This is a genomic window from Mycolicibacterium iranicum, from assembly GCF_014190915.1.
In the GTDB taxonomy this organism is placed as follows: Bacteria; Actinomycetota; Actinomycetes; order Mycobacteriales; family Mycobacteriaceae; genus Mycobacterium; species Mycobacterium iranicum_B.
On sequence record NZ_JACHVU010000020.1, the window covers coordinates 1 to 21,187 of the forward strand.

Below are 21,187 nucleotides of genomic sequence, written 5' to 3' on the forward strand. Positions count from 1 at the left end.
CAACTCGGCCAGTTCGCCGAACAACGCCTCCAACCGCTCACCCGGGTGAGCAGCCAAAGACGTTGCCGCCGAACACATGACCCCATCATGACAGCAGGGTCCGACAACAACGCGGGAGTGCTAGCCGACTGCCCGCAGTGTGGACGTCACGACCTCGATGACCTTCTGAGGTTGCTTCTCCAGGAAGAAATGGCCACCGGTGAACAGGTGGACCTCACCGCCTCCCGTGGTGTGCTCGTGCCATGCCCGCGCCGCGGGCTCGCTGGTCTTCGGGTCGTCGGTCGCGGTCATCACGACGATGGGTGCGCCGATTCCGATGTCGGTGTCGCGGTGGTAGGCCTGCAGCGCGGTGTAGTCGTTACGGAACGCGGGAAGGAACGTCGACAGCAGCTCGCGGTCGTTGAGCACCCGCGGGTCGGTGCCGCCGAGTTCACGCATCACGTCGACGAGCTGGGCGTCGTTCTTCCTGTCCGGCTCGTCGCCGTAGCGGCTCGGGGCGCGCGAACCGGAGGCGAACACCGTCACGGCCTGCCGCCCGCCGACGGTCTCGTAGCGCCGGGCGACCTCGAAGGCCAGGACCGCGCCCATGCTGTGCCCGAAGAACGCCGTCGGCGCGGGCGGCAGGGTGCCCAGCGCCGTGTACACCTGATCGGCCATCTCCTCGATGGAGTCGACGAACGGCTCGCTGTGCCGGTCCTGGCGGCCGGGGTACTGCACGCCGTAGACCTCGAACTCGGGTGCCAGAGCCACCGACATCGGGAAGTAGTAGCTGGCAGAGCCGCCTGCGTGTGGCAGGCAGACGAGCCGGATGCGGGCATCCGGTGCGGGGTGGAAGTTGCGCAACCAACGGCTGCGGGCGGGTTGGCTCACGGCGCGGGCGCCGGTTCGCCTGCGGGTCCGGGTCCCGGTGGTGGCGGCGCCGGGGGGCCGGGCGGCTGCTCGACGACCCGCAGCACGTTCGCCGACAGCTGCGCGCCGGGCGGACCCTCGACGATCACGTCCTTGAGGATCTGTGCCTGCTGACCGGTCACCGTGAACTGCCCGGGCTGCGGCGCATGCCCGCCCGTCACCTCGTACTCCACCGTGAACGGCGATTCCGGGAACGGATGCAGGCCAACATATTTCGGGTCGATGGTGTAGGTGTACACGCACGCCCCCGCCGGATCGCAGTTCTGTCCGCTGACGATCACGCTGATCATGAACTCCTTGGCGGTGGGCAGCGACGGCGGCGGCGGGGTCGGGGGTGTGTACCGCGGCGCCGACGCCTGTTGCTGCTGGTCACGGCTGCCGAAGATCATGAACGACGCGATGCCGATGCCGCTCGCGAGCATCCCGACGATCGCCAGGGCAGCAAGCAGCTTTCGGAGCGTCGCTTTCGCCATGCACAGCAGGGTAACCGGCCGGGTCAGTCCCCGACGCGATTGCCGTCCTCGTCCCAGTGCGCGGCGACCTTCTTGCTCGGCTGCACCCGCGGCGGCTCACCGGGCATCTTGGGGTAGCTCGGCGGGTACGGCAGATCGCCCTCGCCGCGCTGCTCGTCGGCCTCGACCATCTCCAGCAGCATGTCGATCGACTGGGCGTTCTCGTCGATGCCGGCCCACGGGTCGGGCCTGCCCGCGACGAAGTCGGGCACGGTCAGGATCGTGTAGTCGTCCGGTTCGGCGTCGCGCAGCTCGTCCCAGGTCAGCGGTGTCGACACCGTCGCGATGGGGGTCTTGCGCGGTGAGTATGCCGAGGCGAACGTGCGGTCGCGCGCATTCTGGTTGTAGTCGATGAACAGCCGCGTCCCGCGCTCCTCCTTCCACCACGAGGTCGTGACCGCGTCCGGTGCGCGCCGTTCGATCTCGCGGGCCAGTGCGATCCCTGCGCGCCGCACCTCGATGAAGTCCCAGTCGGTCCTGATGCGCAGGAACACGTGCACGCCGCGTCCACCCGACGTCTTCGGATAGCCGACCAGACCCAACTCGTCGAGCAGCGGCTTGAGGACGTCGACGGCCACGGTGCGGGCCTCCTTGAACCCGGTACCCGGCTGGGGATCGAGATCGATGCGCAGCTCGTCGGGGTGTTCGGTGTCCGGGCAGCGCACCTGCCACGGGTGCAGCGTGACGGTGCCCATCTGCGCCGCCCAGGCGATCGACGACGGATGGGTGATCCGCAGAGCGTCCGCCGTGCGACCGGAAGGGAAGGTGACAGTACAGGTTTCGAGATAGTCCGGGTGCTTCTGCGGCACGCGCTTCTGGTAGATCTCCTCACCCTCGATGCCGTCGGGGAAGCGCTGCAGGTGCACCGGCCGGTCGCGCAGGAGGGGCACCATGCGGTCGGCCACTGACAGGTAGTAGTCGACGAGCTTGCCCTTCGTGCCGTCCTTGCCGAGCTGCGGGAAGTACGGCTTGTCCGGGTTGGTCAAACGCACCTTGACACCGTCGACGTCGATTTCCGTTGCAGGGGTTGCCATGTCAGCTCCCGTTCCCCGCCACTTCGCTGGAGCTGCCCTCCAGGACGTCGTACAGGTCGTAGTTCAGCGGCGCGTCGAGCTGATCGAAGGTGCAACTCTGCGGATCCCGATCCGGGCGCCAGCGCAGGAATTTCACCGCGTGCCGGAAGCGGCGGCCGTTCTCGGTGTTGCCTTCCATCTGGTCGTAGGCGACCTCACAGACCCGTTCCGGACGCACCGGGATCCAGCGCTTGTCGGCGGCCGAGTTCCACCGGCTGGGCTCGCCGTCGCGCAGGTCGTCACCGATGCGCAGCGGCTCGAGATCGGCCAGCAATTTCAGGCGGGCCTTCGCGGTGAACGACGCTGCGCCGCCGACCATCTGGAGCTCGCCATCCTCGCGATGCAGCCCGAGCAGGATCGAGCCGATCCCCTCACCGCTCTTGTGGATGCGATAGCCGATGGCCACGCAGTCGGCGTCGCGGTGGTGCTTGACCTTGATCATCTCGCGCTTGCCCGGGAGGTACGGGCCGTCGAGACGCTTGGCGATCACCCCGTCGAGGCCGGCGCCCTCGAACTGCTCGAGCCACGTCGCCCCGAGCGCCGGGTCCTCGGTGGTCCTGGTGACGTGGCACCACTGCTTCTCGTGGACCGCTTCACTCAGCGCCTCCCGGCGCCGCCGGAACGGCTCCTTCATCAACGAGGTGTCCCCGAGGGCGAGTGCGTCGAATCCGATGAAATGCGCCGGCGTCTGCTCCGAGAGCATCCGTACGCGGGACTGGGCCGGGTGGATGCGCTGGCTCAGCGATTCCCAATCCAGGCGCGTGCGGCCCGCGATCTCCCGGGGGACGACGATCTCGCCGTCGAGTACGCAGCGGGGCGCGAGTTCGTCGCGGACGGAGTCGAGCACCTCCGGGAAGTACCTCGCGAGGTCCTTGCCGCTGCGGGACAGCAGCACCACGTCGTCGCCGGAGCGGAACACCAGGGCACGAAAACCGTCCCACTTGGGTTCATATGACCACACGCCGGCCTCGGCGGGCACCGTGGTCTGGGCTTTGGCCAGCATCGGCTCCAGCGGCGGTCTCACGGGTAGCTCTGCGACTGCGGGCACAGCATCCATACTCGCGTAGACCGATGTACCCCGACAATGTCATCGCCCTACGTGTGTCATCGCCTACGTGACTGTGAGCGGGCCGCGCGACAATGGTCGGGTGCAGTTGCCTGTGATGCCCCCGGTGTCGCCGATGCTGTCCAAGTCCGTCCCCGCCATCCCGCCCGGCGCGTCCTACGAACCCAAGTGGGACGGGTTCCGCTCGATCCTGTTCCGCGACGGCGACGAGGTCGAGCTCGGCAGCCGCAACGAGCGTCCGATGACCCGGTACTTCCCCGAGCTGGTCGAGGCGGCACGGAGCGAACTGCCCGACCGCTGTGTCATCGACGGTGAGATCGTCATCGCCACCGCCGGCGGTCTCGACTTCGAGGCGCTGCAGCTGCGGCTGCACCCCGCGGCGTCGCGGGTGCGCATGCTGGCGGGGCAGACGCCGGCGGCGTTCATCGCATTCGACCTGCTGGCCCTCGCAGACACCGACTACACGGCACGGCCGTTCGTCGACCGGCGCGCAGCACTCGACGACGCCCTGTCCGGCACGGGGCCGACGTTCCACGTCACGCCGGCCACCACCGACGTCGCCACCGCGGCTCGCTGGTTCGACGAGTTCGAAGGGGCCGGCCTGGACGGCATCATCGCCAAGCCGCTCGACGGGGTCTACCTGCCCGACAAGCGGGTGATGTTCAAGGTGAAGCACCAGCGCACCGCGGACTGCGTGGTCGCCGGATACCGGGTCCACAAGTCCGGCCCCGACGCCGTCGGCTCGTTGCTGCTGGGCCTCTACGACTCCGACGGTGCGTTGGCGTCGGTCGGGGTGATCGGCGCGTTCCCGATGGCCAGACGGCGCGAGCTGTTCACCGAGCTGCAGCCGCTGGTGACGACGTTCGACGACCATCCCTGGAACTGGGCCGCGCACGTCGACCCCGACGTGGTCCGGCGCTACGGAGGAGGGTCGCGGTGGAACGCCGGCAAGGACCTGTCGTTCGTCCCGCTGCGGCCCGAGCGGGTGGTCGAGGTGCGCTACGACCACATGGAGGGTCGACGATTCCGGCACACAGCGCAGTTCAACCGCTGGCGCCCCGATCGCGACCCCAGGTCGTGCACCTACGCGCAGCTCGACCAGCCGGTGACGTTCAGCCTCGCCGACATCGTGCCGGGGCTTGGCCGTCTCTGACCTTGCGCCTAAGTTGCTGCCAAACCGGAATGGTTCGACGGCCCCGGGGTTTGTAGCCGACATGGATCTCGGACTCAGCATCCCCATTCTCGACATCGACGGCGGCACGGCGGCCATCGGACCGGAGCTCGCCAGGGTCGGCGCGGCCGCCGAGGGCGCCGGGGCGACCTCGCTGTGGTTCATGGACCACTTCTTCCAGATCGAGCCGACGGGCCTGCCCGCCGAGGCCAACATGCTGGAGGGTTACACGCTGCTCGGGTACCTCGCCGGGCACACGTCGCAGATCAGCCTGGGCCTGCTGGTCACCGGGGTGACCTACCGGCATCCGGGACTGCTCGCCAAGACCGTGACGACCGTGGACGTGCTGTCCGGCGGCCGGGCAGTCCTCGGCATCGGCGCGGCGTGGTTCGAGCGCGAGCACCTCGGCCTGGGCGTGCCGTATCCGCCGCTGGCCGAGCGCTTCGAACGGCTCGAGGAGGCGCTGCAGATCTGCAACCAGATGTGGGACCCGGACAACAACGGCCCGTACGAGGGCACGCATTACCGGCTGCAGGAGACGCTGTGCAACCCGCAGCCGATCAACAAGCCCAAGGTGCTGATCGGCGGCAGTGGCGAGCGGAAGACGCTGCGCCTGGTGGCTCGGTATGGCGACGCCTGCAACCTGTTCGGCACCTCGCCCGACGAGGTCGCCCACAAGCTGCGGGTGCTCCGGGGCCATTGCGACGACGCCGCCCGCGACTACGACTCCATCCGCAAGACCATCATGGTCAACGACCTCAGCCCCGCACCCGACACCCGTGACGAATTCGTGCGCACCATGGCCGAATACGCAAAGCTCGGCGTCGACGAGGTGATCGTCTTTCCGCCCACCGGGTCCCCGGCCGCGTGGATCGACGGCATCGCGCCGACCGTGAAGCAGCTCGCCGAACTCTGACGGCCGCCTCCCCCGGGATGCGACCCGGCCCGGCACCGCGAGCAGACGCAGACTCGTGAGACACGTTCGAGTGTGTCTGCTCGCGGTGGGGTATTGACCTGAACAAATGTTGAGGTTGCACGCTCGGTGCATGAAACACGTCCTCCGCGATCTCTGGGAAACCCGCACCGACTCACCGTTTCCGGGCCTGACGACCCACGCCTACCTGTGGACGCCGGCCAACGTGCTGTTCTACTCCCCCGCCACCGACGCGCAGTTCGACGAACTCGCCGAACTCGGCGGGGTCCGCGACCAGTATCTGTCTCACCGCGACGAGGCGGGTCCGATGCTCACCCGCATCAAAGAGAGGTTCGGCTCCGCGCTGCACGCGCACGCCGGCGACATCCCACAGATCCACACCCACGCCAGTGTCGACGTGCCCCTGCACGCCAGGCATACCGACTACCACGGCATCGAGATCATCCCCACCCCAGGACATTCCCCCGGGAGCGTCTGCCACCTCGTCCAGGGCGACGAGGGCCGCTACCTGTTCACGGGCGACACGTTGTTCCGTGCCGCGGACGGCCGTTGGCTGGCCGGCTACATCCCGGGTTTCCACCGGCCCGAGGATGCCGAGACCCTCGCGGCGAGCCTACGGACACTCGCCGACCTCGCCCCGGACATCGTGATCTCCAGTGCGTTCCAGGGTGACTCGGCGGTGCACCGCATCGAACCCGGCCTGTGGCGCGGGCACATCGCGCACGCGATCGCCGGTCTGCCTACCGGTGCGCGTACATAGCGAGCAGGCCGCGTGCCACCGCGAACCGCGGCCCGTGCACACCGTCGATGTTGGCCCGTCCCACCACGATGGGCACACCGCGCAGCGCCTCACCGACCGTGCGCATCAGCTCGTCGTCGAGCGCTCCGCCCCCGGCGAGCACCAGCGCGGTCGGCGGCTCATCGAACGCGGCCAGGCAGCGGGCGATGTTCGCCGCGACCGTCTCCTGCTTGATCGCCAGCCGAAGGCTCCGCCATTCCTCGGCGGCCAACCGGTTCGAGAAGGGCACCAGCCCAGCGCTTCCCCGCGTGCACAGGCGTCCGATCGCATCCGAGGCGGCCGGGGCGTCGAGGAAGACCCGGCGTCCATCCTCCTCGTGCGCGACATGGGGGCCCTCGACACGCACCGCCGGCGTGCGCTTGACCGTCTCGGCCAGTGCGCGTGGGATGCCCAGCGCCTTCGACACGGCCACGGTGATCGATTCCCCGGCGCCAGCCGCCACCACCGTCCGGTCCGGGCCGATCAGATCGACCGTGCCACCGCCGATGTCGCACACCATGGACCCCGGCGGCATCCCCGGTGTGGTGCGAGCACCCCATGCCGCGGCCTCCGGTTCGGTGGCCAACGTGCGGGCAGGACGCCCGGTCAGCTCGGCGAGGACGGTCGCGGCGTCCTCGGCCTCCTCGGCGGCCAGCAGGGCGACGACCGTGCCTTGGGCGTCGGCGACGCCCCGCCGCAGCCAGGCGCCGTTGTCGATGGACGCCAGATCGGTGAAGAAGGCGTCGTGGACGGCCAATCCGTCCGTCGCGGTCGGCACCGCCGCCAATCTGATCCTGGTGACGCAGCCCGGCAGCGACCGGCGGAGCACCGCATGCGCCTGCGCGGGTGAATAGCGCACCACCGTGCCGTCGAGCCGGATGTCGACGTAGTCATCGTCGGCCGTTGGGGGAGGTGTCGGCCCCGTACGGGGCGTCACGGCGATGGCTGCGGAATCGGCAAGCTCCCTGCAGAGTTCGGCCGTCTCGACCAGCCGGTCCACGGGCAGCCGCAGCGCCGCCGTCAGCGCGATCGGGTCGGCCATCGCGCGATAGGCACGGCCCTCCTCGACGACCTCGACTGCGATCAAGGCCCCCGGCGCCACCTCGTCGACCTCAGCCTCGTCGACGACCGGGACGTCCACCGGGATCCGGTTACGGATCAGAACGGCATCGTCCTGTGCCGCAACGACTCCGACCACCTGCCAGCCCCGCGCCACGGCCAGGCCGATCTCCCGGGCCGCCACCTCGAAGTCGGTTCGATCGTCCACCGAGATCACCACGGGCCCGTCGACGGGCGCTGTATCGAGGTCGGCGAGCCGGACGTGGCGGCCCACCCCGTAACCCGCACCGGCCGGCGTACTGGCATCCGGGCGGCGGAGACTCTGCACCGGCGCCGACGGCGAATACGCCGGTGGGATAGGCGCCGTCGCGGTGTCGACCGGCCGGAGGGCCGACAGCACCAGTTCGTCGGCGTCGATGCCCGCGTCGACCTCGATGCGGTGCAGCAGCGCCGCGGCGCCCTGCACGGATTCGGCACTACCCTTGCGGCCTCGGGTCGGTGCCTGGCCGTGCGCGATGGTGACGACCTCGCCGGTGTCGATGCGGGCGAGGACGATCTCGGTGGTGTGGTTGCCGATGTCGATCCCGGCGACCGTGCGCATCAGCGCAACAAGCCGCGGCGGGCGTAGGCGTCGGCCGCCTGCTCGACCAGCGCCGCACACCGCGACGCCCCGTTGGCGACCAGCGACGTGCGCAGTTCCTCGAGCTCGGCCGCCGTCGAGCGGTGCGGCCGCAGCGCCTCGTACAGCGCCATCACCTGCTCGTCGTCGATGATCGCCAATTCCGCTGCGCGCAGGAAGTTCTCGGCCAGCTGCGGATTGCCGCCCTCTTCGGCGAGCACCGCCTGGTGCGCCAGCACCGCGGGATCCATCCGCAGGTCGCCGAGACCGAGCTTGCCGTCCACGGCATTGCCGACGGTAATGTCTGCGCGGCCCGCCGCGGGCATCTCGCTCATGGGTACTCCACCTTCACCGTGACGGGCGGCTGCCCCGGCTCGGACGCATCGCGTTCCAGTGCGACCAACGCGACCGCCCTGGCGTGGTAGCGCGCCGAGATCGACTCGTCGGTGCCGCCGGTGAAGATCGGCACCGGCGCCATGCCCTTGGCGTGGCGTGCGGCGTTCTTCCCCAGCTCGCGGTACATCTTCGCGGTCAGCAGCGGTGCGACGCTGAACAATTCGAGGTTGGCCAGCGGCGCCAGATCGCGCCGGTGGATCAGCGCGGTGCCCTTGCCCTGAAGACCGATGCCGATCCCCGAGCCCGACAGCCGCGCGGCCGTCAGCCCGATCATCCCGACGTCGATGGTCGAGCGCACGCGCACCGTGCGCGCGATGCACCCTTCCTCCTCCAGACCCGCCGAGATCTGACGGAGCACCTCGCCGATCGTCAGACCGCACAGGCTGAGCCACACGCTGCGGCCCCACGCCGGCGACAGCCCGATGCACACCTCCCGCGGGTCACTGCCCTGCCGTGCCGGTTCGACGTTGGTGACCACGACGTGGCCGTAATGCTCGGCCTGGTCTGCGGTCAGCTCGGCGCTGCTGCGCGCCTGCCTGATCGCGTCGATCTCGGCGCGCCGGTGATCGGTGAGCGTGTAACCCGTTGCCGGGCCGCTGTAGTCGTTCGGGTCGGTCAGCTTCGACAGCACCCGGAACTGCTCGTCGAAGATCGCCGAGGTCTGCAGCTGGTCGCCCCGCAGCCGCTCCCGGGTCAACGTCGTGATCGCCTCGGCCTCGTCGGTGTAGCCGGTGCGGTGCAGCGAGGCGATGACGTCGAACACCGTGAGCTGCCTGGCCTCGATGGAGGCGGCGGCTTCGGCGACCATCTTGGGATGTCCCGCCGGCAGGTCGCGGGAACCGTTGGCGGCCACCACCTGCTCGACTCGGGCGTCGTCGTAGTCGGCGAGCCCGAGGTCGCGGTACACGGCCTGCACCGCCTGGGCCGCACGCCGACGCACGGCCTCAAGGTGTTCGGGTGCCACTGTGCGCAGACCACCGTCGGCACCCCAGTCTCGCTGCAGGACTAGGAAGTCGTCCATGTCGTCGGAGTTGAAGTTCGACAGCGCGAACGCGTTGTCGTAGCGCGGGATGGACCCGAAGCCGGAGAAGATGAAGTCGGCACCCGCCAGCAGCACCGGCAGGGTGTGGGCGCTGCGACGGATGTCGGATTCGGAGATCAGGTTGTCGTTGCCCGCGCACGATTCCAGATCGCGCATCATCACCATCAGGTTCTCGGCGAGCAGTTCCTTCATGCCCTCCGGCACCGAGGCCACCACGCCCACGCCGTCGATGCCGCCGTTCTGCACACCCTGCGAGCCGAGCGCGCGAGCCAACGAGACACAGCGGGATTCGAGATACAGGATCGAGCACTGCTCGGCCGCACCCATCAGCACCTCGGCACCGCCGCCGCTGGTGACGCGCATCTTCAGGCCGCGCGACGCGTACGCCGAGGTCAGGATGGCCTTGCTGAACGGGGTGTCGTCGCCGTCGACGAACACCTGCTCGGTGCCGTAGATCGAGATGGTCTCCGCGTAGCTGGTGAGGCCGCGCAGACCGAGCCGCAGTTCGAGCGCCTCTTCGATCGAGCACTGCGCCAGCGCCCCGGGGGTGCCGACCTGGGAGCCGATCAGCAGCGCCACGGCGTTCGACGGTGCGTCGCCGAGCACCGGCACCGTCGTCTCGACCTCCCGGAACCCGTACGCCACCGCCGACGCCGCATCGGCGGCGATCAGCAGCGGGTCGTCGAGCTGGTTGGTGACATGGGCCTGGTTGCTCGGCGTGCGGCGGGCCCGCATCTTGGCCATCGCCATCTGCATCTCGACCGGCGACATCACCGCGATCACCCGGGCCAGCTTGGCCGGCGTGGTGCCGCCGATGAGCCGGACCACCTCGGCGCGAGACACATTGACGTCGACCGCCATCCGAGCCAGCGTCGCGTCGTCGAGTGCCATCGCCTCCTCGGCGACGGTGAGGTCGATGCCGTACCGCGCGATGAACTCGTCGATGACGTCGAACTCGCCGGCGCCCTTGCCGTCGAGTTCTGTCACACGCGGGCCGCCGGGCCCCCGCTCGATCACCAGTGACGGCGGCGGATCGTGTGGACTCCGCATCGCGACGAGACCGAGGGCGGCGTCCGGGACGCTGAACCCGTCGAGGTTGACCGGTTTCGAGTTCAGTACCCGAAACCGGCCCAACTCGTCTGCCACACGGCCTCCCTAGTCGCGAATCTCGCTGTCCTCGTAGACCACTCGGCCGATCAGCTCATAGCGCCGCTGATCCTTGAACTTGAAGTACAGCGCCATCGCCCCACCGAGGACGAACAGGCCGACGACGATCCACGGGGTCAGCTTGAAGAGCAACGTGCCCGATGCGGCGCCGGCCGCGGCGTCCTTGTGCTCCCACAGCAGGTACACCACGTAGAGCATTCCGATGCCGCCGAGCAACGGCGCCAGGAACGTCTTGAACCAGTGCGCGCTCGACGGGTGGTTCTTGTGGAAGTGGAAGTACGCGACGACGGAGAACGCGCACAGCGACTGCACGATCAGGATCGCCATGGTGCCCAGGATGGCCAGCAGTGTGTACATGTGGATGTAGGGATCCATACCCGCAAAGAAGAACGCCAGGATCAGCACCAGCGTGATGCCGGTCTGGACGAACGACGCGATGTAGGGCGAGCCGTGCTTGACGTGCGTGGCGCCCAGCGTCTTCTGCAGGCCGCTGGAGAGGCCCTCGCGGCCCAGGGCGTAGAGGTAGCGCGACGCGCAGTTGTGGAACGCCATGCCGCAGGCGAAGGAACCCGTCACGAGCAGGACGTTGAACAGCGTGATCGCCCACTCGCCGTAGGTGTCGCGCACCGGGGCGAAGAAGATCTCCGAGGAGGTGTCGGCGCTCTGCGCGAGCTCGATGGCCTGCGAGGGGCCCGTGCCCGCAACCGCCATCCAGGAGACGAAGACGTAGAAGAGGCCCACGCCGAGGACTGCGATCATGGTGGCGCGGGGGATGATCCGCTTCGGGTCCTTGGACTCCTCGCCGTACATCGCCGTCGATTCGAAGCCGACCCAGGACCAGAACGCGAAGAACAGACCGAGCCCTGCGCTGGCGCCGGCGATGGCGGCCGGCTGGAACGCGCCGATCGGGTTCAGGATCTCGCCCACCGCGAAGCCGTCGGGGCCCCCGCCCTTGACGGCCACCGCGATGGCGCCCAGCGACAGCATGACGATCTCGGTGATCAGGAAGACGCCGAGCACCTTCGCGGTCAGGTTCACGTCGAAGTAGGTCAGCACGCAGTTGAGCACCAGCATCAGCAGCGCCGGCAGCAGCCAGTGCACGGTGATGCCGAACTGCGACGCGCACAGGTTCTGGAAGAAGAACGCGAAGATGCCGATCAGCGAGCCTTCGAACACGACGTAGGCCATCGTGATGATCAGCCCGCTGGCCATGCCGACGACGCGGCCCAGCCCGTGCGAGATGTAGCCGTAGAAGGCGCCGGTGGAGGTGATGTGCTTGGCCATGGTGGCGTAGCCGATGGCGAACAGGCCCAGCACGATGGTCGCGACCAGGTAGCCGGCCGGCGCGTGTGAACCATTTCCGAAGCCGACGGCGATCGGCACGTTGCCGACCATTGCGGTGATCGGGGCGGCGGTGGCGACCGCCATGAAGATGACGCCGAAGGTGCCGACGGCATTTCTCTTCAGGCGTTGGACGGAGTCTGGCGGGGTGGTTGCGCGGGGCACGACGTCTTCGGTCATCGAAACGGGCACCTTCCAGGGGCGAAGGGTAGTTGATGGCTCAGCTCACGGCCGGAGGCCACTGTGGTATAGACCACAGTGCTGAAACCTAAGACATATTGGCACTACCAATAGGACTACGCAACCGTAAGTTTCCGCTGTTGACAGAAATGGTCCTACCCTTTAGCTTTTGGTCACACCCCGCCGAACCTCACGACAGGGAGTCCCGTGTACGACTACGGCACGTTCTCGTTCGATTCCAAGGCACAGGTGCTGGAACGGGCCAAGGAGTACTGGAACCCGGACAAGACCCAGTTCTGGACCGACACCGGCGTCGATCTGGTCATCGACCGCCGCCAGGACTACTTCCTGTGGGACATGAGCGGCCGCCGCCTCATCGACATGCACCTCAACGGTGGCACCTACAACCTCGGCCACCGCAACCCCGAGGTGATGCAGGCCATCACCGAAGGCATGGAGCACTTCGACGTCGGCAACCATCACTTTCCCTCCGTGGCACGAACGGCGTTGGCGCAGAAGCTGATCGAATCCGCCCCCGACTCGCTGTCGAAGGTCGCCTTCGGTTCGGGCGGCGGCGAAGCGATCGACATCGCCCTTAAGAGCGCGCGGCACGCCACCCAGCGCCGCAAGATCGTGTCGATCGTGAAGGCCTACCACGGGCACACGGGGCTGGCCGTGGCCACCGGTGACGACCGCTTCGCCAAGCTGTTCCTCGCCGACCGGCCCGACGAGTTCGTCCAGGTGCCGTTCGGGGACACCGAGGCGATGGAGCAGGCGCTGCGGGGCCGCGACGTCGCCGCCGTCATCATGGAGACCATTCCCGCCACCTACGGATTCCCGTTGCCGCCCATCGGCTATCTGGAGGCGGTCAAGGATCTGTGCGTGCGCTACGACGCCCTCTACATCGCCGACGAGGTCCAGACCGGGCTGATGCGCACCGGCGAGATGTGGGGCATCACCAAGCACGGCATCGACCCCGACATCATGGTGACCGGGAAGGGCCTGTCCGGCGGGATGTACCCGATCACCGCCGCGCTGCTCAGCGACCGGGCCGCGCAGTGGCTCGAGCAGGACGGCTTCGGCCACATCTCCACCTTCGGCGGCGCCGAACTCGGGTGCGTGGCCGCGCTGAAGACCCTGGAGATCACCAGCAGGCCCGAGGTCCGCTCCTCCGTGCACTACATCGCCGACATCTTCTCCGAAGGCTTGCGGCGCATCCAGGCCGACTACCCCGGGTGGTTCGTCGGCATCCGGCAGAACGGCGTGGTGATCGGCCTGGAGTTCGACCACCCCGAGGGTGCCAAGTTCGTGATGCGCGAGCTGTACCAGAGCGGTGTGTGGGCGATCTTCTCGACGCTGGATCCCCGTGTGCTGCAATTCAAACCGGGCCTGCTGCTCAACCGTGACCTCTGCGAGGACGTGCTCGACCGCGTCGAGGTGGCGGTCGGACGGGCGCAGCAGGCCGCGACCGGACGGAGGAAGCCGTGAACGCGGTACCCCACGCAGGTCAGCTGCTCGAGCGAGCCCGATTCGCCGCGGCCGCCTACGCCGAGTACGACCACGACACCGTGGCCAGGATCGTCGACGCGGTCGCCGAGGCCGGCCACCGCAATGCCGACCGGTTCGCCGCCGCGGCGGTCGCCGAGACCCAGATGGGGGTCGTCGCGGACAAAGCCACCAAGAACCGGGCCTGCTCCCGCGGCATCGTCGACTTCTACCGCGGTCAGGACTACGTCTCACCGCGCATCGACACCGCGCGCAAGATCGTCGAGATCCCCAGGCCCGCAGGCGTCGTCCTCGCGCTGTGCCCCACCACGAACCCCGTCTCCACCGTGTACTTCAAGGTGATCCTGGCCCTGATGACCCGCAACGCGGTCGTCGTGGCCCCGCACCCGCGGGCCCGCCGGTGCTCGGCCGAGGCCGCGCAGGTGCTCGCCGAGGCAGCCGTTGCGGCCGGCGCTCCGGACGGGATCGTCCAGGTGCTCACGGAGCCGTCGCTGCCGCTGGTCGAGGCGTTGATGTCCGACGAGCGGACCGACGTCATCGTCGCCACTGGTGGCACCGGGGTCGTGCGGGCCGCGTACTCCTCCGGCAACCCGGCGCTGGGCGTCGGTCCCGGCAACGTCCCCGTCCTGGTCGACGCGTCCGCCGACATCGACGCCGCGGCACGGCGCATCGTCGACAGCAAGGCATTCGACAACTCGGTGCTGTGCACCAACGAATCGGTGCTGATCGCCGAGGAGTCCATCGCCGGCAAGCTCTCCGCGGCGCTCACCCGGCACGGCGCCCACATCCTCGACGCCGACGCGGCGGTTCGGCTGCGGGAGTTCATGTTTCCCGGTGGATCGCTCAACACCGATGTCGTCGGACGCGACGCGGCGTGGATCGCCGACCGGATCGGGCTGCGCGTCACCCCCAAGACCCGGCTGCTCGTCGCACCGTTCACCGACGTCATCGGTGAGGAGGTGCTCACCCACGAGAAGCTCTGCCCGGTACTCGGGATGACGACCGTCGCGGACGCAGCGCGCGGAATTCGCGCCGCCCGCGCGGTGGTGCGCATCGCCGGCGCCGGACATTCGGCGGCCATCCACAGCGAGGACGCCCGGGTGATCACCGATTTCGCCGCGCAGGTGCCCGTGCTGCGGGTGTCGGTGAACGTCGGGAACAGCACGGGCAGCTCGGGACTGGATACCAACCTGGCCCCGTCGATGACGATCGGCACCGGCTTCGTCGGTCGCAGCTCGATCGGCGAGAACCTGCAGCCCGAGAACCTGATGAACTGGACGCGGATCGCCTACAACGCCGACTCCGCGGTCACCATGCCGAACTTCGCCGGGCTGTCACCGTGGCGGACGCCGTCCGGTGAGGTGCCCGCATACCCGCGGGCCTCGAACGAGGACGCCGCACCCGCGCCGATGGCCAGCAGGCACCAAAGCAAGCCGGCCACGAGCCGCGGCGCCGACCCCGGCATCGAAGCGCTGCGGGCCGAACTGCGCGCGCTGGTGGCCGAAGAACTCGCCCAACTGATCAAGAGGTGACCCGTGGCTGAACTGCGTTCGTTCATCTTCATCGATCGGCTTCAGCCGCAGACGATGTCGTATCTGGGCACCTGGATCAAGGGCGCCCTGCCCCGCGCCGGCGTCGCCGCGCAGATCATCGAGGTGGCACCCGGTCTCGATATCGAGGGGGTCACCGACGTCGCCCTCAAACACGCCGACGTCCAAGCCGGTGTGCTCGTCGTCGAGCGCCAGTTCGGCTACCTGGAATTCCACGGCGAGACCTCGGCGGTCGAGGCGGCCGCCGGGGCAGCGCTCGACGAGTTGGCCAGCGCGCCGGAATCGGCGACACCGCCGAAGATCCTGGCCTCCCGGATCATCTCCAGCATCGACCGCCAGCACGCATTCCTGATCAACCGCAACAAGATCGGGTCGATGGTGCTGGCCGGCGAGACCCTCTACGTGCTCGAGGTGTCCCCCGCGTCCTACGCGATCCTGGCCACCAACGAGGCCGAGAAGGCCGCCGACGTCAAGGTCGTCGACTTCCGGATGATCGGTGCGACGGGCCGGGTGTACCTGTCCGGCTCGGAGTCCGACGTCCGTCAGGCCGCCGCAGCGGCCGAAGAGGCGCTGGCCCGGAGCGTGCCGTGAGCATCGACCGGGATCAGCTGCGACAGCTGGTGCGCGAGGTGGTCCGCGAGGCCGTCGGCGACCTCACCAGGTCGACCACCCCACCGCCGGCGGCTCGGCCCGCGCCGGCACCCGCCGCGCCGGCGCCCGTGCCGGACGGACCGGTCCCCACCGGTCCGCTGGCCGCCGAGGAGAAGACCCGCACCGACACCGTGCGGATCACCACCGATCGGGAGCTCGACGTCTTCGTACGGAACCTGTTGCGGCTCTTCGAGAACCCGAAGACCCGCGCCGATCTGCGCACGGGCCGCCTGTCGTTCCGGCTGGCCGGCACCGGACGCAGCGGGCCGGGCGCTGCCCGCCGCGTCGAGCGTGGCGCGGTGACAGAACGGCAGATCGCCGACATCGCGGCGGCCGGCGCTTCGCTGATCCTCGGCCCCCGTGCAGTCCTCACCCCGCTGGCCCGCGAGCGCGCACGAGCGCTGGGCGTGACGATCCAGAAGGAGCGAACATGATCCGCGGCACCGTCATCGGTCAGGTGTGGTCGTCCCGGCGCATCGACGGCATCCCCGCCGGGGCCTTCCTCGAAGTGGAGGTCGACGGTTCGGGAAGCCGCCTGGTGGCCTTCGACGTCCTGGGCAGCGGCGTGGGCGAATCCGTGCTCATCACCCAGGGCTCGGTGGCGGCGAGCTGGTTCACCGGCACCCCGCCACCGGTCGACGCATTGATCATCGGCTCCGTCGACCCGGCCGGATAGCCGCCCCGGCGGTCACGACCTCAGACATCCACAGATAACCGACACGAAGGAGAAACATCATGGCCAGCAACGCGATCGGAATGATCGAGACCAAGGGGTACGTCGCAGCACTCGCTGCCGCCGACGCCATGGTCAAGGCCGCCAACGTCACCATCACCGACCGCCAGCAGGTCGGCGACGGCCTGGTGGCCGTCATCGTGACCGGCGAGGTCGGCGCGGTCAAGGCCGCCACCGAGGCCGGCGCCGAATCCGCTTCGCAGGTAGGCGAACTCATCAGTGTGCACGTCATCCCCCGGCCGCACAGCGAGCTCGGCGCACACTTTTCCGTCTCCGCCCAGTAGTCTCCGACAGTGGCATCGCCCAAGCCCGTCACCGACGCACCGACGCGGACCGACATCAGGGTCTACCTGCTCGTCGAGGACCTGCAGCAGCAGTTCGCGGCCTACCTCGGCACCCCGACGCGGGCGCGTGGATACCCGCCCTACACGGGTGAGCACGCGCTCATCGTCGAGGTGTCGCCGGCACTCGCCATTGAACGTGTCATCGACCTCGCGCTGCGGGAGGTTCCCGGCATCCAGCCCGGAATCCTTTACGTGGAACGCCAGTTCGGCGTGCTGGAGATTCATTCGGGCAACCTCGCCGACGTGCGGCGGGCCGGCGAGGCCATCCTGTCGGGCACCCAGAGCTCGGCGTCCGATCAGCTGCGTCCGCGGGTGCTCTACCACGACGTCATCGAGGACATCACCGACCAGCACGCGGTGATCCTGAACCGCAACCGGCAGGCGTCGATGGTGCTGCCCGGACAGTCACTGCTCGTCTACGAGATGACGCCCGCGTTGTTCGCCGCGGTCGCGGCCAACGAGGCCGAGCGCGCCGCACCCGGGCTCACCCTGGTCGACGTGCAGATGATCGGCGCCGCGGGGCGGCTCTACATCAGCGGCAGCACCGACGACGTGGTCACCGCGCGTGACCGCATCACCACGGTGCTCGCCGGCATCGAGGGGAGGGACCATTGATCGCTGACGACGCGGCGGTCGCCGAACGCGCACTGGAAGCCTTCGACCTTCCCCAAGGGTCCACGCTGCGCCTGCTCAACCTGTCCGAGAACGCCACCTACGCCGTCGAGGAACCCGGCACCGGACATCGCTCGATCCTTCGGGTGCATCGCAAGGACTACCACCGCGCCGACCAGATCGAGTCCGAACTGATGTGGCTCGACGCGCTGCACCGCGACAGCGACATCACCGTGCCGGTCGTGCTGCCCGCCAGGGACGGCCGCCGTGTGGTCACCGTCGACGACGAAGGCAGCGAACGCTATGTCGTGCACTTCGAGATGGTGCCCGGCGCCGAGCCCGACGAAGAGACCCTGACTTCCACGGACTTCCACACCCTGGGGTGCATCACCGCCGCGCTGCACGACCACGCGCGCAGCTGGACGCGGCCCGCCGGGTTCAGCCGCTTCGCCTGGGATTGGGAGCACAGTCTGGGCGACGCACCGCGCTGGGGCCGATGGCGCGACGCGGTCGGGGTGGGGACCGCCGAGGCCGACGTGCTCGACCGGGCGCAAACGATGCTGCAGCGCCGCCTCGCCGACTACGGCACCGGGCCCGACACGTTCGGGCTGGTGCATGCCGACCTGCGGTTGGCCAACCTGCTGGTCGACGGTGACACCATCACGGTCATCGATTTCGACGACTGCGGGTTCGGCTGGTACTTCTACGATTTCGGCACCGCGGTCTCGTTCTTCGAAGACCATCCGTCCGTGCCGGAATGGCAGGACGCCTGGGTCACCGGCTACCGCACCCGGCGCCCGTTCACCTCGGCCGACGAGGACATGCTGGCGTCGTTCGTGCTGCTGCGACGGCTCCTCCTGCTGGCCTGGATGGGCACCCACAGCCACTCCAAGGAATCCCAGGCCATCTCCGTCACCTACGCCGCGGGCAGCTGTGCGCTCGCCGAACGCTACCTGTCCTCCGAAGGCCGTCGTCTGACCTGAGTCCCGCCCCAGCCAATCCGAAAGGCATCACCCATGTTCAATTCGTTGCAGGGCCGCTCGGCCGTCGTCACCGGCGGAAGCAAGGGCATCGGCCGCGGCATCGCCGAGACGTTCGCCAAGGCCGGTGTCAACGTCGTGATCACCGGACGCAACCAGGCCGACATCGACGCCACCGTCGCTGACCTCGGCGGCCTCCCGGGCACGGTCACCGGCGTCGCTGCCGACGTCACGAGCCCCGAGGACTGCCGCCGGGTCGTACAGACCGCGGTCGAGCGCAACGGCGGCCTCGACATCGTCTGCCCGAACGCCGGGATCTTCCCGTCCGGACGGCTGCAGGAGCTCACGCCCGAAGACATCGACCAGGTCATCGGCGTGAACTTCAAGGGCACCGTGTACATCGTGCAGGCCGCGCTCGACCCGCTGACCGCCAGCGGACACGGACGCGTGATCATCACCTCGTCGATCACCGGACCGGTCACCGGATTCCCCGGCTGGTCGCACTACGGCGCCAGCAAGGCCGCGCAGCTCGGCTTCCTGCGCACCGCCGCCATCGAATTGGCGCCGAAGAAGATCACGGTGAACGCGGTGCTGCCCGGCAACATCATCACCGAGGGGCTCGTCGAGATGGGCCAGACCTACATGGACCAGATGGCCGCGGCGGTTCCCCAGGGTCGGCTCGGTGGTGTCGCCGACATCGGCAACGCCGCGCTGTTCTTCGCCACCGACGAGGCCGCCTACATCACCGGTCAGTCGCTCATCGTCGACGGCGGACAGATTCTTCCCGAATCGCCCGAGGCCCTCGCCGATCTGTGAGGCACGTACCCTAAATTTGGTAGTACCAATTCGGTAGGTCAGGAGGTCCGGTGCCGACGCAAACAGAAGAGCTGCGCCGCCGGATCGTCGCCGACATCAACGCGGGGGTCCCGGGCACGAAGCTGGGCAGCGAGCGCGAGCTCGCCGAGCACTACCGGACCAGCCGGTCGAGCCTACGGCAGGTGCTTGCCGCGCTGGAGGAGGCCGGGCTGATCGACCGGGTCATCGGCCGGGCGGGCGGCATCTTCATCAGCCACGGTCAGGTGCAGCGCAGCCTCGCCGACGTGGTCGGGGTGCCGGCCTTCCTGGCCAGCCAGGGTTACGTCGCCGGAACGAGGGTGCTGTCGACCAAGATCGGCGCGCCCGACGCGACGACGCAGCAGGCGCTCGGTATCTCCGCCGACGATTTCGTCATCGAGATCCAGCGGGTGCGGCTCGCCGACGGATCGCCGATCTCTTTGGAGCTCGCGCAGTTCCCCGCCGACGCATTTCCCGGCCTGCTCGAAGAGCAGCTCGGTGGGTCTCTGTACGAGATCCTGGAGAAGCGCTACGGGCTGGTCACCGCACGCGCCGACGAGCACATCGAAGCGGTGAATGCGACGCCCGAGGAAGCGCACCTGCTGGGTATCAAGCCGAAGTCCGCCCTGCTGCTGATCACGCGCGTCACCTACGACCAGACCGACACCGCGTGCGAGTTCTCCCGCGACCTGTTCCGCGGTGACCGCACGCGGCTGGCCGTGACGGCGCAGGGCCGTGGCGTCGGTGTGCAGCCCTCGGTGACGGCGGCGTCGGTGGTGCTGCAGAGTCAACCGTGATGAGCGCTTGCGCGAAGAACCGAAGATGCTGATGAGCGCTTGCGCGAAGAACAGACGGCCGTGAGCGCAGGCCGGTTCGCGCCGAGCCCGTCGGCGGACCTGCACATCGGCAATCTGCGCACCGCGCTGTTGGCCTGGCTGTTCGCGCGCTCCACGGGCAGGCGGTTCCTCATGCGCGTCGAGGATCTCGACGACCGCGCCCACGCGGACATCGCCGACCGCCAGCTCGCCGACCTCGCCGCCCTGGGCATCGACTGGGACGGGCCCGCCACCCGGCAGACGTCGCACCCGCAGCGCTACGACGCCGTCGTACGGACTCTCGACGAGCGCGGCCTGCTGTTCGAATGCTTCTGCACGAGAAGAGATATCGCGCAGGCGCCGCGGGCGCCGCACGCCCCCGAGGGCGCCTACCCCGGTACCTGCCGCGACCTCACCGCGGCCGAGCGCGCCGCCCGGCGTGCGGAGACCGGCCGTCCGCCTGCGCTGAGGTTGCGCACCGACACCGTCGAGTTCACCGTTCACGACGTCCTGCACGGCGACTACACCGGGCTGGTCGACGACTTCGTGGTGCGCCGCGGCGACGGGGTGCCGGCCTACAACCTCGCCGTCGTCGTCGACGATGCGGCCGCGGGAGTGGACCAGGTGGTGCGCGGCGACGATCTGCTGTCGTCCTCGCCGCGGCAGGGCTATCTCGCCGAGTTGCTCGGCCACCCCCTTCCCTCGTATGCCCACGTGCCGCTGGTCCTCAACGACGCCGGGGTGCGGTTGGCCAAGCGCGACGGCGCCGTCACGCTCGCCGAGATCGGCGTCGACGAAGCCCTGGCGCAGATCGCTGATTCCCTGGGCTATCGGGCCCGGTCACCGGTGGGGATGCTGGAGGAATTCGACCCGGTGCGGTTACCTCGCGCACCCTGGGTATACCGGCCCGGGTGA

22 protein-coding genes are annotated in these 21,187 nt (G+C 68.9%); 14 read left to right on the forward strand and 8 right to left on the reverse strand.

The window, feature by feature from the left end; genetic code table 11:
• Positions 1–120: 120 nt before the first annotated feature.
• The 4 genes from FHR72_RS25240 to FHR72_RS25255 are packed head-to-tail and all read right to left on the reverse strand — an operon-like array spanning position 121 to position 3,551.
• Positions 121–870, reverse strand: coding sequence for a thioesterase II family protein (locus FHR72_RS25240; RefSeq protein ID WP_183473969.1), 750 nt, complete (start codon positions 868–870; stop codon positions 121–123).
• Positions 867–1,382, reverse strand: coding sequence for a hypothetical protein (locus FHR72_RS25245; protein WP_183473971.1), 516 nt, complete (start codon positions 1,380–1,382; stop codon positions 867–869). Before FHR72_RS25245 ends, FHR72_RS25240 begins: the two co-directional genes overlap by 4 nt.
• Positions 1,383–1,405: 23 nt before the next feature.
• Positions 1,406–2,455: a non-homologous end-joining DNA ligase gene (gene ligD / locus FHR72_RS25250; RefSeq protein ID WP_183473973.1), complete on the reverse strand. Its 1,050-nt coding sequence runs from the start codon at positions 2,453–2,455 to the stop codon at positions 1,406–1,408.
• 1 nt (position 2,456) lies between these two features.
• Positions 2,457–3,551: an ATP-dependent DNA ligase gene (locus FHR72_RS25255; protein ID WP_183473975.1), complete on the reverse strand. Its 1,095-nt coding sequence runs from the start codon at positions 3,549–3,551 to the stop codon at positions 2,457–2,459.
• Positions 3,552–3,642: 91 nt separating this feature from the next.
• Here FHR72_RS25255 and FHR72_RS25260 point away from each other — a divergent pair, with 91 nt between their 5' ends.
• The 3 genes from FHR72_RS25260 to FHR72_RS25270 all read left to right on the forward strand — a co-directional run bounded on the left by FHR72_RS25260 (position 3,643) and on the right by FHR72_RS25270 (position 6,425).
• Positions 3,643–4,713 (forward strand): ATP-dependent DNA ligase, encoded by a 1,071-nt coding sequence (locus tag FHR72_RS25260; protein ID WP_183473978.1) that lies wholly within the window; start codon positions 3,643–3,645, stop codon positions 4,711–4,713.
• 61 nt (positions 4,714–4,774) lie between these two features.
• The gene (locus FHR72_RS25265) at positions 4,775–5,647 is read left to right on the forward strand and encodes an LLM class F420-dependent oxidoreductase (protein ID WP_183473981.1); all 873 of its coding nucleotides are present in this window, start codon (positions 4,775–4,777) and stop codon (positions 5,645–5,647) included.
• A gap of 130 nt (positions 5,648–5,777) precedes the next feature.
• Positions 5,778–6,425: an MBL fold metallo-hydrolase gene (locus FHR72_RS25270; protein ID WP_183473983.1), complete on the forward strand. Its 648-nt coding sequence runs from the start codon at positions 5,778–5,780 to the stop codon at positions 6,423–6,425.
• Here FHR72_RS25270 and FHR72_RS25275 read toward each other — a convergent pair.
• The 4 genes from FHR72_RS25275 to FHR72_RS25290 are packed head-to-tail and all read right to left on the reverse strand — an operon-like array spanning position 6,406 to position 12,247.
• A complete protein-coding gene (locus FHR72_RS25275) occupies positions 6,406–8,103 on the reverse strand; it encodes a diol dehydratase reactivase ATPase-like domain-containing protein (RefSeq protein ID WP_183473986.1) in 1,698 nt (565 codons plus the stop codon). The two genes, FHR72_RS25270 and FHR72_RS25275, sit on opposite strands and share 20 nt — an antisense overlap.
• The gene (locus FHR72_RS25280; RefSeq protein ID WP_396888521.1) at positions 8,103–8,456 is read right to left on the reverse strand and encodes a diol dehydratase small subunit; all 354 of its coding nucleotides are present in this window, start codon (positions 8,454–8,456) and stop codon (positions 8,103–8,105) included. The genes FHR72_RS25275 and FHR72_RS25280 overlap by 1 nt, the downstream gene beginning before the upstream one ends.
• Entirely contained in the window at positions 8,453–10,705 is a 2,253-nt protein-coding gene (locus FHR72_RS25285; RefSeq protein WP_183473990.1) for a propanediol/glycerol family dehydratase large subunit, read from the reverse strand. Before FHR72_RS25285 ends, FHR72_RS25280 begins: the two co-directional genes overlap by 4 nt.
• 9 nt (positions 10,706–10,714) lie before the next feature.
• Positions 10,715–12,247, reverse strand: a complete 1,533-nt coding sequence (locus tag FHR72_RS25290; protein WP_183473993.1) for an APC family permease — start codon at positions 12,245–12,247, stop codon at positions 10,715–10,717.
• Positions 12,248–12,454: 207 nt separating this feature from the next.
• Between FHR72_RS25290 and FHR72_RS25295 the strand changes: the two genes are divergently transcribed.
• The 11 genes from FHR72_RS25295 to gluQRS are packed head-to-tail and all read left to right on the forward strand — an operon-like array spanning position 12,455 to position 21,187.
• Positions 12,455–13,735 carry a class-III pyridoxal-phosphate-dependent aminotransferase gene (locus FHR72_RS25295; RefSeq protein ID WP_183473996.1) on the forward strand — a complete coding sequence of 427 codons (1,281 nt, stop codon included), beginning with the start codon at positions 12,455–12,457 and terminating at the stop codon, positions 13,733–13,735.
• Positions 13,732–15,285: an aldehyde dehydrogenase family protein gene (locus FHR72_RS25300; RefSeq protein WP_183473999.1), complete on the forward strand. Its 1,554-nt coding sequence runs from the start codon at positions 13,732–13,734 to the stop codon at positions 15,283–15,285. Before FHR72_RS25295 ends, FHR72_RS25300 begins: the two co-directional genes overlap by 4 nt.
• Before the next feature lie 3 nt (positions 15,286–15,288).
• On the forward strand, positions 15,289–15,894 hold the full coding sequence (locus tag FHR72_RS25305; protein WP_183474002.1) for a BMC domain-containing protein: 606 nt from the start codon (positions 15,289–15,291) through the stop codon (positions 15,892–15,894).
• Positions 15,891–16,388: a hypothetical protein gene (locus FHR72_RS25310; protein WP_183474005.1), complete on the forward strand. Its 498-nt coding sequence runs from the start codon at positions 15,891–15,893 to the stop codon at positions 16,386–16,388. The genes FHR72_RS25305 and FHR72_RS25310 overlap by 4 nt, the downstream gene beginning before the upstream one ends.
• Positions 16,385–16,630, forward strand: coding sequence for a EutN/CcmL family microcompartment protein (locus FHR72_RS25315; RefSeq protein ID WP_183474008.1), 246 nt, complete (start codon positions 16,385–16,387; stop codon positions 16,628–16,630). The genes FHR72_RS25310 and FHR72_RS25315 overlap by 4 nt, the downstream gene beginning before the upstream one ends.
• A gap of 59 nt (positions 16,631–16,689) precedes the next feature.
• Positions 16,690–16,971: a BMC domain-containing protein gene (locus FHR72_RS25320; RefSeq protein ID WP_043413363.1), complete on the forward strand. Its 282-nt coding sequence runs from the start codon at positions 16,690–16,692 to the stop codon at positions 16,969–16,971.
• A gap of 9 nt (positions 16,972–16,980) precedes the next feature.
• Positions 16,981–17,646: a microcompartment protein gene (locus FHR72_RS25325; RefSeq protein WP_183474011.1), complete on the forward strand. Its 666-nt coding sequence runs from the start codon at positions 16,981–16,983 to the stop codon at positions 17,644–17,646.
• Positions 17,646–18,626, forward strand: a complete 981-nt coding sequence (locus FHR72_RS25330; protein WP_183474127.1) for a phosphotransferase enzyme family protein — start codon at positions 17,646–17,648, stop codon at positions 18,624–18,626. Before FHR72_RS25325 ends, FHR72_RS25330 begins: the two co-directional genes overlap by 1 nt.
• A gap of 33 nt (positions 18,627–18,659) precedes the next feature.
• Positions 18,660–19,439 (forward strand): 3-oxoacyl-ACP reductase FabG, encoded by a 780-nt coding sequence (gene fabG / locus FHR72_RS25335; RefSeq protein WP_183474015.1) that lies wholly within the window; start codon positions 18,660–18,662, stop codon positions 19,437–19,439.
• Positions 19,440–19,489: 50 nt separating this feature from the next.
• Positions 19,490–20,254, forward strand: coding sequence for a GntR family transcriptional regulator (locus tag FHR72_RS25340; protein WP_183474018.1), 765 nt, complete (start codon positions 19,490–19,492; stop codon positions 20,252–20,254).
• Positions 20,255–20,314: 60 nt separating this feature from the next.
• On the forward strand, positions 20,315–21,187 hold the full coding sequence (gluQRS, locus tag FHR72_RS25345) for a tRNA glutamyl-Q(34) synthetase GluQRS (protein WP_311736254.1): 873 nt from the start codon (positions 20,315–20,317) through the stop codon (positions 21,185–21,187).